Source organism: Candidatus Symbiopectobacterium sp. NZEC127, assembly GCF_025962675.1.
Taxonomy (GTDB): Bacteria; Pseudomonadota; Gammaproteobacteria; order Enterobacterales; family Enterobacteriaceae; genus Symbiopectobacterium.
The window spans coordinates 211,913-224,750 of record NZ_JAGFPG010000003.1 but is presented as its reverse complement, the minus strand read 5'-3'; the positions used below and the strand labels follow the sequence as shown (position 1 = coordinate 224,750).

At 54.0% G+C, this 12,838-nt stretch carries 8 protein-coding genes; 2 read left to right on the top strand and 6 right to left on the bottom strand.

Annotated elements, in window-relative coordinates:
• Positions 1-19: 19 nt before the first annotated feature.
• The 6 genes from J5069_RS14455 to J5069_RS14430 form a co-directional block, all read right to left on the bottom strand.
• On the bottom strand, positions 20-1,102 hold the full coding sequence (locus J5069_RS14455; RefSeq protein ID WP_413542245.1) for an ABC transporter substrate-binding protein: 1,083 nt from the start codon (positions 1,100-1,102) through the stop codon (positions 20-22).
• Between the two features lie 504 nt (positions 1,103-1,606).
• Entirely contained in the window at positions 1,607-2,635 is a 1,029-nt protein-coding gene (locus tag J5069_RS14450) for a substrate-binding domain-containing protein (RefSeq protein WP_264644539.1), read from the bottom strand.
• Between the two features lie 29 nt (positions 2,636-2,664).
• Positions 2,665-4,074: a sucrose-6-phosphate hydrolase gene (locus tag J5069_RS14445; protein WP_264644538.1), complete on the bottom strand. Its 1,410-nt coding sequence runs from the start codon at positions 4,072-4,074 to the stop codon at positions 2,665-2,667.
• Positions 4,074-5,444, bottom strand: coding sequence for a sucrose-specific PTS transporter subunit IIBC (locus tag J5069_RS14440; RefSeq protein WP_264644537.1), 1,371 nt, complete (start codon positions 5,442-5,444; stop codon positions 4,074-4,076). Before J5069_RS14440 ends, J5069_RS14445 begins: the two co-directional genes overlap by 1 nt.
• Before the next feature lie 73 nt (positions 5,445-5,517).
• Complete coding sequence (locus J5069_RS14435) at positions 5,518-7,032, bottom strand: carbohydrate porin (RefSeq protein ID WP_264644536.1); 1,515 nt, start codon at positions 7,030-7,032, stop codon at positions 5,518-5,520.
• A 163-nt stretch (positions 7,033-7,195) separates the two neighbouring features.
• Positions 7,196-8,122: an aminoimidazole riboside kinase gene (locus J5069_RS14430; RefSeq protein WP_264644535.1), complete on the bottom strand. Its 927-nt coding sequence runs from the start codon at positions 8,120-8,122 to the stop codon at positions 7,196-7,198.
• A gap of 488 nt (positions 8,123-8,610) precedes the next feature.
• Between J5069_RS14430 and J5069_RS14425 the strand changes: the two genes are divergently transcribed.
• Both J5069_RS14425 and J5069_RS14420 read left to right on the top strand, forming a co-directional pair.
• Positions 8,611-10,185, top strand: coding sequence for a sensor domain-containing diguanylate cyclase (locus tag J5069_RS14425; protein WP_264651521.1), 1,575 nt, complete (start codon positions 8,611-8,613; stop codon positions 10,183-10,185).
• Positions 10,186-10,270: 85 nt separating this feature from the next.
• On the top strand, positions 10,271-12,658 hold the full coding sequence (locus tag J5069_RS14420) for a DNA polymerase II (RefSeq protein WP_264644533.1): 2,388 nt from the start codon (positions 10,271-10,273) through the stop codon (positions 12,656-12,658).
• Positions 12,659-12,838 lie beyond the last annotated feature (180 nt).

Sequence of the window (12,838 nt, the reverse complement as noted above, 5' to 3'; positions counted from 1 at the left end):
AATCCTTATTTTCCCGCGATTACGGGTTTACCACCGTTTTGAACGCCAGTTCGCCGTTTTTCACTTCGTTGATCACCGCGCTGCGGATGGCGTCGCCATCTTTCAGCGTCAGCGTGCCGGTGATGCCGGTGAAGCCGCTGGTAGCACGAATTTTGTCGTTGACGCAGACACGATCTTTCGGGTTATCACACTGGTTCATGGCATTGACGATCATCTTGTAGGCATCCGCCGTCATCGCGCCCCAGGTGTGAGTCGGTTCGCTGTATTTTTCCGTCCAGGCTTTGATGAATTTCTCCCCTTCCGGCGTTTGCTCTTTGGCGTTCGGCGAGTAGTAATCGGTGGTCATGTAACCTTCTACCGCATCCTGACCCAGCTTGAAGAACACCGGATCCGCCGCCAGACCATCACCGCCGACTACCGGTACTTTTAAGCCCAGCTGTTTGGCCTGCACCGCAATCAGCGCGCCTTCGGTGTAGTAGATCGGCATATAAATCATGTCGACATTCTTGGCTTTGACCGAGGAGAGTTGTGCTTTGAAATCTTTGCTGCCGCCCGGAGCCTGCACTTCGATAGGAATGGTGCCGCCATTTTTCAGGAACTGAGTGCGGAACGCTTTGGCGAGGCCAACGGAGTAGTCGTTGCTGCTGTCATACATGATGGCCGCAGTTTTGGCCCCCAGATCGCGCGATGCCAGGTTAGCGCCGACGATGCCCTGGAAGCTGTCAGAGAAGCACACGCGGCTCACATATTGACGGCCACGGGTGACGCGGTCGTTGGTGGCGGTGGGAGAAACCAGCGGGGTTTTGGTATCTTCCGCCATTTTGGTCATCGCCAGGGTGTTGGTGGAGGTCACTTCACCGATCACCGCGTCGACTTTATCGCTTGAGACCAGACGCTGCATGGCGTTAGCCGCTTCTACCTTGTCGCTCTTATCATCAATAACGATCAGTTTGATGGTATCGCCATTTTTCAGTTTCGGCTCCATGCTGTTTACCAGCTCAACGCCTTTCTGAGAGGGCTGACCATATCCGCTGAGCGGGCCGCTTAACGGTAACACTACGCCGATTTTAATTTCTTCCGCCATCACGTTGGCGGCACCCATGACAGAGGAAACCAATGCTGCTGCTACCGTCAGTTTGACCAGTTTGTGATTCATATCATCGCCTCATCAGTAATAAGAGATTACGTCCCTTTAGTAGAATGGAGCCACAGAGTTGGCCCAGTACGTCGATCAGTGAGCGTGCCACAGGGATATATTCTGTTAGCGAGAAAAGAATCAGCAACAAATGTGCCAGAAGTAAAAAACGGCAATCAATCAATTGATAAATATGGATAAAATTCAGGAGAGAAGGTGTAAAAGCCGGTCATTGAAAAAGCGCCGTCAAGGACATTGCACCAATTCGATTCGTGCGTGCCAGCTAAAAGTGCAGTGGATGAAAATATAACTTTCTATTAAAAAACAATTAACCTTTTTAGCGCTTATAGACATTTCTCTTATTTGCAAAACCGATAATCACTGAGCCAGTGCTAATTCGTTATCACGTTTATATTTCAACACTGGCAGTATTAATTTGGTTTTTAATTTTTAAATGCTACAAAAACACCATTAATCCCTATTTTTATTTTCTGCTTCATGTCGCCACTGTAAGGTTGCGGGCAAATAACGTTGCAACGCAGTGGGCTCTTCATCATTAACCAACTGGGTAATCATTTCGAAGCAGTGATAGGCCAGTTGGCGGCAATCCTGTTGCACGGTATCGATACGAATAGACAGCGAATCATACAGATAGTGATCGTCGAAACTCGCCAAATGGATATCGCTATTGAGCAGGTTGTGTTGACTCATATAGCGCAATACCCCCTCTAGCAAACCGCAGGCGGCGGTAAACAAAGCTTTAGGTGGGCGCCCGAGCCGTGCGCACAATGATGCAAACATTTCATAACCGCTGCTGGGATGGTAATTGCCATGAATAATCCACTCCGGTTTCAGCTCAACACCGGCACGTGCCAACCCCTGGCGAAACCCTTCCAACCGATCTCGCGTTGGCGACAAGCGAGATTGCCCGCCAAGAAAATAAAACTCATCAGGGTGCTGGCGCGCAATACGCTCCACCAGTTGCGCCGTGGGAGTGATGGAATCGGTGATCACCAGCGGTAGCGTGGTGTCATTCATGTGCCTGTCGAACAGCACCACCGGCAGTTGTTCATTAAGCTTAATGTAATCACTGTCGCTCAACATGCTGGAAGCCACAATCAACCCATCTACCTGCCGTGAAACCAGGTTGTTCACCACCACCGTTTCCTGACCGGGATTCTCATCGGTGCAGGAGATCAATAATTGCAGCCCCGCTTCCCGACACAAATTTTCCAGTTCGTGAGAAAAAACCGCAAAACCATAGTTGGTGATTTCCGGCACCACCAGCCCCAGCGTATGGCTACGGTTATCGCGCAGCAGCCGCGCATGAATACTCGGCTGGTAGTGTTGCTGTTGAGCAATGGTAAGCACACGTTCGCGCGTTTCCTGTGCGACACGCAGCTCTTTACCGCGCCCGTTAAGCACCAGACTGGCGGTTGCCTTGGATACTCCCGCCAGCGCGGCGATATCACTAATGGTGATGCGTTTGGTTTTTCTCACAACAGTGCGTCATTTAGTAAAATAATCCCTTATTCTACCATGCATGATCGCAACGACCAGTAGCGCGCTCGCAGATTCGTACCACCGCTCAATGCCAACGTGGCGGGATGCACGGGGAAATAGCGGCTGCTCATCACCCCTTCGCCGCCGTTAATGAAGATTTCTACGCTGGAACGATCGCACAAGATGTGCAGTTCGCGCACGTCTCCCGGCCAATAGCGGTATTGCCACTCACCGGTTATCCGGCTAAGCCTTGCCAGACGCAGGCCATCGGATTGCCAGGTGAGTATCAGCGTATCGGCAAAATTGAGCATTATCGGCCCTTGGCTGGCAAGTTCCAGTTCCAGGCTCTGCGCTTCCAGCACTGGGGCGTCATCCGCCAGGCCCTGCCAGTGTTGCTCATCCTCACGCAATCCTTGCAATTCACGTATCGGACGTTGGTAAAGCTTACCATTGTGTTGCGACAGCTCACGCACGCAGGTCATCTGGTGGATCCAACCCTGCGCGGTGGTGGGTTGAGACATCTCCTCGCCATCCGGTACGCCCATCCATCCCACCAGCAAGCGTCGCCCGTCCGCGCTCAGGGCCGTTTGCGGGGCATAAAACTCGAATCCGGCATCCATTTCCACCAAAGGGCCGTGGCGATAACAGGCCCGATGGTAATCGAGCTCACCAGAGACATAGGCGCTCGGGTAACTGTTGAGAAAACGCGTTTCTTCCCGCGCCACACCCTGCGGGCAGACAATCAGAAAATCGTTCTCATCCAGGGTGAATAAGTCCGGGCATTCCCACATGAATCCGGCATCGCCAAGCCCGCCGATGCCGCTGCCGGCGATCTCGCCCAACGGTTGCCACTGCATAAGATCGTCAGAGCGCAGGAGCAACACTTTTCCCTGTTTTTGCTGGTCCTGCGCCCCCAGCACCATGTACCAATGCTGCTGGTGATGCCACACTTTCGGGTCGCGCACGTGGCCGGTGTACCCTTCCGGCAATGGGATAACCGGCCCCAGCTTGTCGAAACCGCCGTGGGCATTTTGTACCGCCAGACACTGCCAGGCCGTGCGCTCTCCGTTATCAAACTTGACGTTGCCGGTATAGCACAGTGTCAGCACGCCGTGATTATCCACCGCACAGCCAGAGTAACAGCCGCTGCGGTCGTACTCGCTGTCCGGCATCAGCGCGATAGGCTCATGCTGCCAGTGCAACAGATCCGGCGAACTCCAATGCCCCCAGCATTTATTGGCATGCTGGCAACCCAGGGGATTCCACTGATAAAACAAGTGATAACGCCCCTGGAAGTGAATAAAGCCATTGGGATCGTTCAGTAATCCGGTCACCGGAGCCAAATGCCAGCCGGGATAGTGACTGTCTTGTTGAGCCCGTGATTGACCTTTCATCACTGCCTGCAAAATGTCAGGCAGCAGAGGCTGTAGCGTCATTACTCTGAATCCGTTTTATAGTTAAGTAGGTAAGAAACCACAAAGGCCGTGCCGAAAGCGATGACCATCCCGATGATATAATTCATCAACGAACTGGCCTGCACGATAGCCATACCCGGTATGCCGGTTAATCCCACCGCCGTCATGTACACATGCACCGAGACCACCCAGGCACCGCCTGCCGCTCCGCCGATCAATGCAGCAATAAACGGCTTCACAAAGCGCAGATTGATACCGAAAATGGCCGCTTCCGTGATGCCTAACAGCGCCGAAAATGCAGAAGGCAGCGCAATCGCTTTGATTTTCGCATCCCGAGTTTTAAACCATACCGCCAGACAAGCGCCTCCCTGCGCCACATTGGCCATTGCCCAAATGGGCAACAAAAAGTTGACGCCAATCGACGGGTTGCCGAGCAGTCCCGCTTCGATGGCATGGAAACTGTGGTGCACCCCGGTAATAACAATAGCGGAATAGAGCCCACCGAACAGCAATCCCGCCAACCAACCGGCGTGCGCGATTAGCGTGCTGAGCACAAACGAGATGCCATCGCCCAGTACACGGCCCGCCGGCCCGATGATCAGCAAGGCAACAAACCCGGAGATAATCACCGTGAGGAAAGGCGTCAGAATCAGATCGAGCGCATCAGGAATCACCCTACGCAATTGCCGCTCCACGACACTCATAAACCACACCGCCAGCAGGACGGGAAAGACCGTGCCCTGATAGCCAATCATCGCTATTTCAATGCCGAAAAAATCCATGGTATGGAAACCGGCAGCAACCCCCCAGGCATTAGTGAGCGCGGGGTGCGTCAAAATGCCCCCAAGCGTAGCCCCGAGATAGGGGTTACCACCCAACTCACGCGCTGCGGTAAAGCCGATCAAAATCGGCAGAATGATAAACGCGGCGGAACTGCACATGTCCAGCATGATATAGAGCGCATTATCCGCGCTCACCCAACCGTAGGTTTTCACCATGCCGAGCAGGCCCATCAGTAAACCGGAGGCGACGATGGCAGGGATAATCGGCACAAAGATGTTAGACAGCAAGCGAGCCACACGCTGGAGCGGATTCAGTTTACGCGCAGCGATTTTCGCTACGTCGGCTTTGCTGGTTTCACCAATCCCTGCCACCTGAATCAGCGCGGCGTAGACCTTATTGACGATCCCAGTACCGAAGATGACCTGCAACTGTCCGGCATTACGAAAACACCCTTTAACCCCGTCCACTTTACCGATCGCAGTAGTATCCGCCTTGGCATCTTCCACCAGGACAAGGCGCAGGCGCGTCGCGCAATGCGCGGCGCTGGCAATGTTCTCTTTTCCGCCCAGCAACGGCAACAATGACCGGGCAATCTGTTCAACGTCCATAGCAACCTCTGTGTTTTCATTATTTTCGTTGTCAGTGCCCCTGGCGAAGCCGCCTCCGCCAGGGTGATATCAATCAGAACCAGGTTTCCATCTGTACGCCAAAGTTCCACTCGCCACCGGCGACAAAGCCATTGCTGCCAAAACTATCGCTTTTGGCATAGTTATCCAGCCGGTGGTCCCAATCCATCCAGGTAGCAAACAGACGAATCTCTGGGCGTTTAAGGAATTCGCCAATGTCTCCGGCTTTTAGCGTCGGTGCGACGGTAAGCTTGTAGAAATTACCGCTTACCGCATTGCGACTGTTGTAGCCCTGCGGCCGCAGATCCATATATTGATAGCTGCCTTCATATTGCATTTCAAAGTTACGGGTAATTTCTTGAATAAACCGCAGGTTGAGGGTTGCCCACTCGTAGCTATCCCCTTTTACGTAGCGATCCTTGCTGGTTTGCGCCAACAGCGCGGGCGCGATGTGCCAGCCGCCGCCGAGTGGCGTGATGCCGTAGCTCGCCAGCCGCCAGGTATTCGCCTCTGGCAACAGCGCACCGTCAGAGCCTATCGACTTCACCTCAGCCCCCAACCCGTGCCCATACAGCAACGCAGTCTTGGATGAGCCTTCGCGCACGCCATAGAAACTCTCATTGTGTAACCCCAACAGCGCGTGGACCCCGTTGTTAGCAGCATCGCCTTTCACCAGATGGTTATCCACATCGCGCCGCGCATCGTTATCTTTAGCACGCATACCGCTGACCATCAGTTGAACCGGCCCCTGAAAATGATTGAGGCTGAGAATGTAATTCTGCGCTGTATTCTCACTGTTCTCGATGTCCCCGAAAGTGCGGCCATAAACCGAGAAATTGCTATGCGCGTTCTCATCCAAGCGCATATCGTAGATACCCGCGCCGGTCCCTGCGAGGAATACCACATCGGAATCAATCCAGTGGATATCGAAGTTATCGCGATCGAAGCGTTTCCCCGCCCATACCGTGCTGTCTTTAAACGCCCCGGTGAACGTCGGCAAATGGCCCAGTTCGGTAAACGCCTGACGCAGATTGAGATCGCTGCTGGATGCCGTCCAGTCGTTATAGCTGCGCTGTCCATCGGCCAGCATCACCTTGAATCGGGTAGTGGCACCGCTCGCCAATGTCTGTTTATGTTCAAGGTTTAATTCAACGTAGGTATCCGGCTCGTTGCCCAGACGTCCGACATGACCGCCAGTTTCTCCCGCAGGCGTCACCGAGGGGCCACCTTGCGTTTTTGCCGCTGAATTATTCATCAACAGGCCGGAGCGCGCATAGCCATGAAATTCGAAACCGCCGTTGTCACTGGCCTTTTGCTCCAGCTTGGCCGTGCGCTGTTCAACCTGCGCCGTGGTGGTTTGCGTTTTCTGCTGTACGGTAGCCAGCTCACGCGCCTGCTTTTCCGCCGCATCAGCCCGGTTTTCCGCCATGCTCGCACGCTGCTCCGCAGCCTGAAGTCGCTGCTCCAGCGCCATCAGGCGCGCTTCAATACTGCTCTTGCCTGCATCAGCAATCGCCGTACCTGAGCCCATTAACAAGCCGAGGGTGAGGGTAAGAGTACTTTTTTTCATTATTGTGTCTCCCTAAGGAAGCATATGTATCGGTACATTAATTAGCTAAACCGGTTTAGGTTGAAATCATAGACAGGGTTATTTTTCCCGCGCAATGAAATTTGCTAAACCGGTTTAGTCATTGTGAAGCAAGTCGCAAAATGCCGATCAGATGCAAGGTTCCTCAGGGGAGCTGTTGCTGAAGTTGTTCAAGATAAGGCAGCGCAGTCATTGCGCCTTTTGCTGTGGTTGCCAGTGCACCGCAGAGTTGTGCATAGCTTAGGTGGCGGCTGAGCGCAGTAACGTCATGTGGCAAACCGTGTTCAGCCAATCCCCACAGCAGCCCGGCGACAAAAGCATCTCCAGCGCCCGTGGTGTCCACACTCACTACGGGTCGCGCTGCATAATGGTGAATGTCACCGTTAAACCACGCGAGTACGCCAGACTTACCCTGAGTAACCAACAGCAGTCTGATGCCATTTTCCTGCGCAAGCCTGGCCATACTATGCGGTACGTCCTCACTGCCGGATATAAACAACCGTTCCTCTTCCGACAGCTTCACCACATCAGCCAAAGGCAGCGCCTGCCGCAGACACTCTCGCAGTAACGTTTTGTTCGGCCAGAGATCTTCACGGATATTCGGATCGAAACTGACGAAACCGCCCTGGGCGCGCATACGCGTCATCGCGGTATAGGTTGCGGTACGCGATGGCTCGGCAGACAAGGCTATCGAGCAGGTATGCAGCCATTCGCCGCGGTGAAATACCGGCAAATCCGCGGTTTCAAGGAACAGATCGGCACTCGGGCGCACCATAAAGGTAAATGAGCGCTCACCCTGTTCGTCCAGAGCAACAACCACGGTTGAAGTACGGTGCGCGGGATCGCAACGCAGGTAGCGGATATCCACGCGCTCATCGTGTAATGTTTGCTTCATAAAATGGCCAAAGGGATCGTCCCCCACGCGACCAATAAAACAGCTACATCCCTTAAGCCGTGCGATGCCCACGGCCACATTGGCAGGCGCACCGCCGGGGCACTGCAACAAACGTCCCTGGCCTTCAGGGAGTAAATCCACCACTGCATCGCCCAGCACCCATACTCTTGCCGTCATGATAGTCTCCTAATAAACCGCAAGCTAAACATTAATTAAAACGATTTAGCTATGCAATAGACAGACAGAACAACGCGACAAAGGATGAGCTGAAAATTGTGATGAGAATCACAATACACAGAAAGGAGCACTCATGAATTATTATAATAATGAGAGGCAGAACATAATAACGTTTTAATACAACGCCGTGATTATCTAAATTATTTTCACTTCTGCCGTGTTCAAAAAATGTTACGTTTGTTACCGATAAATGACGCTTTTGCACCATTTTCTCGCTTCGTGATAATAGCAGGATTGATGCAATTCAAATTATTACCTATCTGACAGATTTTAAATAAAAAATGGCATCCACACCTGGGTTATCGAAACACATTGGCGGCAAAGTAAAACAGCAATAATGCCCCCGTCCCAGCAAAAGAGAAGGTATACATAATAGGCAACAACCCTTATCATGAATAACCTTTTCGCCAGGCTTTTTGTCCCTATTTATGTCTTCTAGCGTATTTCACCATGTCGGATTACGCCGTTTAATCCTTTTATTGGCGGTAATGAGTGCCCTGATCACGCTCGCGAATAGCTTTTACGCCACCTACCGCGTGCAGCGCGATCTGTTGATTACCAATACGCTGGAATCAAACCGGGTTTACGCCAGCAAGCTGGCCGCCGAAACGCAGATCTTTTTTGAGAATGCGCAACAGCAGTTGGCCTACAGCGCCACGATCCTGGCAGAAGACTTTAGCGACACGGTCAATCTGGTGCAAGAATCCGATCGGCTACGTTTGCAAACCCACAGTTTTAATTCGGTGCTGGTGGCGGATGCCAAAGGCGTGGTGCGCGCCACCTCGCCGGATACCTTCCAGCTTATCGGACAGAAGCTGACGACCGAGGGCGCACTGGCGGCGCTGAAAGAGCGCGTGCCGCTGATCAGCCAACCCTATATCTCTGCGGCGGAAAATCTGATTGTCTTGATATCCAGCCCGATTTTCGATCGGTCCGGGCGCTATCTGGGGTTTGTTGGTGGTTCTATCTATCTGAAAAAAACCAGCATCCTGAATACCCTGCTCGGGCAACACTACTACCGTGACGGCTCCTATATTTATGTCACCGACAGCCAACGACGCATGCTCTATCACAGAGACAACGTGCGTATAGGGCAAACGGAAACCAACAATTTGGTGGTCCCCCATCAAGGCCCGACCAACGGCAGCCAGCAGATGGTGAATTACGTCGGTGAAAAGATGCTGGCAGGTTTTGCTATCGTTCCGGCCACCGGCTGGGAAGTTGTTGCGCTGCGGCCAACGTTAGAGACGCTGAAGCCACTCGATGGCCTGATGCTTAACGTGCTGCGTCATACGCTACCGATGGCGTTGCTGACCATTTTGTGCGTTTGGCTGCTGGCCCGTTTGATTGCCCAGCCGCTGTGGTTGCTGGCGCGCAGCGCCAATAAGATGGATGCCAACGACATTTCTGAAGACATCAACAAGATCTCATCCTGGTATTTTGAGGCGACACAGCTCAAACAGGCCATGCTGATTGGCATCAATCTGTTACAGCAAAAGATTGGCAAGCTGCGTTTCGAAGCGCAAACCGATCCCATGACCGGCCTGTACAACCGCCGCGGACTGGATACCATTCTGAAGTATTGGCAGACCCTGCACCGGGATTTCGCCATTATCGCGCTGGACATCGACCATTTTAAACGGGTTAACGACACCTTCGGTCATGATACGGGGGATGCGGTCATCACGTTTATCGCAGAACAGTTAAGAACCGGTTCTCGCGACAGCGATATTTTGTGCCGCAGCGGCGGCGAGGAATTTTTAGTGCTGCTCCCGGAAACGTCGCAGGATATTGCCGAGCAGATCGCCGAACGGCTGCGCACCAGCACGGAGGCAATGGCATCGCCTGCGGGTAACATCACCATTTCACTGGGTGTTTCCCTGTGGCGCGCGGACAAAAACGGCGATTTTACCATCGACCAGGCACTCAAGCTGGCCGATAAGGCGCTCTATCGCGCCAAGCAGGAAGGCCGTAATCGCGTGGTGCTGGCTCCGGGTGCTTGAAGATAGCGGGTGTGAAGATAACACTAGACTATAACTGTATATATAACCATACTTAATACTTCTCTCTTGGCTGAGGTATTCAAGCGTGGCGCAGGCGTCTCAGGGGTTTATTCTTACCCGCCACTGGCGTGACACCCCCGCTGGCATTCAGATTGATCTCTGGCTCGCCACCGACGGTGGTCCGGTGCTGGTTGCTTTGCCACCTCAACACGCGGTGGCCTTCATTCCCGCGCAGCAGCAGGCGCGCGCTGAAGTGCTGCTGAATGCCGATACCTCCGCGCCGCGTAAGCAGCGTCCCCCCTCGTTGCGCCCCCTGACCCTGCATGATTTTCACCATCAGCCGCTGCTGGGCCTCTATTGCTCCCATTACCGCCAACTGCTGGCGCTGGAAAAGCGATTACAGGAAGCGGGCATTACCGTTTATGAAGCCGACATCCGCCCGCCCGATCGTTATCTGATGGAGCGCTTTATCACCGCACCGGTGTGGTTCAGCGGTCAACCCGCCGGGCCGAACGCGGTGGTTCAAGCCCAGATGAAGCCCTGCCCTGACTATCGACCCCGGTTAAAACTGGTGTCGCTGGATATCGAAACCAGCCGCCATGGCGAGCTTTACTGCATCGGGCTGGAAGGGTGCGGACAGCGTCAGGTGTATATGCTGGGGCCAGAACCCGACGATGCGCCGCTTGCGCCTGAATTTGCGCTGGAATATGTCAACAGTCGCCCGCAATTGCTGGAGAAACTTAACGCCTGGTTTGCAGAGCACGATCCCGATGTGATCATCGGTTGGAATCTGGTGCAGTTTGACCTGCGCGTGCTGCAAAAACACGCCGAGCGTTATCGCATCCCGCTGCGCTTGGGGCGCGGCAATCAGGAACTGGAGTGGCGCGAGCACGGATTCAAACAGGGGCATTTCTTTGCCAGTACGCCAGGGCGGCTGATCGTAGACGGCATTGAAGCCTTGAAATCTGCTACCTGGAATTTTCCCTCATTCAGTCTGGAGTACGTGTCCCAGACGCTGCTGGGCGAAGGTAAACTGTCGGATAATCCTTACCAGCGCATGGATGAAATCGAGCAGCGTTTTGCACACGACAAACCCGCTCTCGCCCGCTATAACCTTCAGGACTGCGAGCTGGTCACGCGCATTTTTGAAAAAACCGATCTGATGTCGTTCCTGCTGGAGCGCGCCACCGTCACCGGATTGGCGGCGGATCGCAGCGGCGGGTCGGTCGCCGCATTCAGCCACCTGTATCTGCCGCGCATGCATCGTCTTGGTTACGTGGCTCCCAATCTGGGTGAGGTTGCCGTGGAGGCAAGCCCCGGTGGCTTTGTGATGGATTCAGCGCCTGGGCTGTATGACTCGGTGTTGGTGCTTGATTATAAAAGTCTGTATCCCTCGATCATCCGTACCTTTCTGATCGACCCGGTGGGGCTGGTTTGCGGCATGCAGCAGCCGGATGACGATGCTTCGGTGCCCGGCTTTCGCGGCGCTCGCTTCTCGCGCCAGCAGCACTGCCTACCCGCCATTGTCGAGCAGATTTGGCAGGGACGTGATGCCGCCAAGCGCGCCGGAAATAAACCGCTGTCGCAGGCGCTGAAAATCATCATGAACGCCTTCTATGGCGTGCTGGGGGCTAGCGGCTGCCGTTTCTTCGATCCGCGTCTGGCCTCCTCTATCACCCTGCGCGGCCACGAGATTATGCAGCAAACCCGCGCCTTGATTGAGGCGCAGGGCTATCAGGTGATCTACGGTGATACCGACTCCACCTTTGTCTGGCTGAAACGCGCGCACGATAATGATGAGGCCATCGAGATAGGCCGTAAGCTGGCCCAGTTGGTCAATCACTGGTGGCAAAACCACCTGCAACAAACAGTAGGGCTGACCAGCGCGCTTGAGCTGCAATTTGAAACCCACTATTGCCGCTTTCTGATGCCGACCATTCGCGGTGCGGAACAGGGCAGCAAGAAGCGCTATGCGGGTATGGCGCAGACGCCTGACGGGGAAAAAATCGTCTACAAAGGGCTGGAAACGGTACGCACCGATTGGACCCCGCTGGCGCAGCAGTTTCAGCAACAGCTGTATGCGCGTATTTTCCGCCAGCAGCCTTATCAAACCTGGCTGCGTGACTATGTCGAAAAAACCCTGAACGGCGAGTTTGACGATCTGCTTGTCTACCGTAAACGACTGCGTCGCCCGCTCAGTGATTACCAGAAAAACGTACCGCCGCACGTGCGTGCCGCCCGACTCGCTGACGACTACAACCGCCAGATAGGTCGCCCGCTTCAATACCAGAACGGCGGTTGGATCAGCTATGTGATGACGCAGAGCGGCCCGGAGCCGATGGAAACCCGCCACTCGACGCTGGACTATACTCACTATGTTGAGCGCCAACTGCAACCGGTGGCCGATGCCATCCTGCCGTTTTTACAGGATGATTTTTCCAGCCTGATTACCGGCCAGATGGGATTATTTTAAGCGTTGAATGGATGACGAATGCCGCGCCTTCCATTACCATACACCCCTTTCAATACTCTAAATAATTCGCGTTGCAGGAAGGCGGGGATCTGCCTGACTGAAAACGGGTATGCATTACCACCACTAACCATTCATCTCCAAAGGGATTAACGACAGGCTTTTCCCTGTCCGACATGCCCG

Bases quoted from the DNA above. Each gene is read 5' to 3' on its own strand.
- J5069_RS14425 (WP_264651521.1), top strand. From the start codon at position 8,611: ATGTCTTCTAGCGTATTTCACCATGTCGGATTACGCCGTTTAATCCTT.
- J5069_RS14445 (WP_264644538.1), bottom strand. From the start codon at position 4,074: ATGACGCTACAGCCTCTGCTGCCTGACATTTTGCAGGCAGTGATGAAA.
- J5069_RS14430 (WP_264644535.1), bottom strand. From the start codon at position 8,122: ATGACGGCAAGAGTATGGGTGCTGGGCGATGCAGTGGTGGATTTACTC.
- J5069_RS14435 (WP_264644536.1), bottom strand. From the start codon at position 7,032: ATGAAAAAAAGTACTCTTACCCTCACCCTCGGCTTGTTAATGGGCTCA.
- J5069_RS14455 (WP_413542245.1), bottom strand. From the start codon at position 1,102: ATGGGTGCCGCCAACGTGATGGCGGAAGAAATTAAAATCGGCGTAGTG.
- J5069_RS14440 (WP_264644537.1), bottom strand. From the start codon at position 5,444: ATGGACGTTGAACAGATTGCCCGGTCATTGTTGCCGTTGCTGGGCGGA.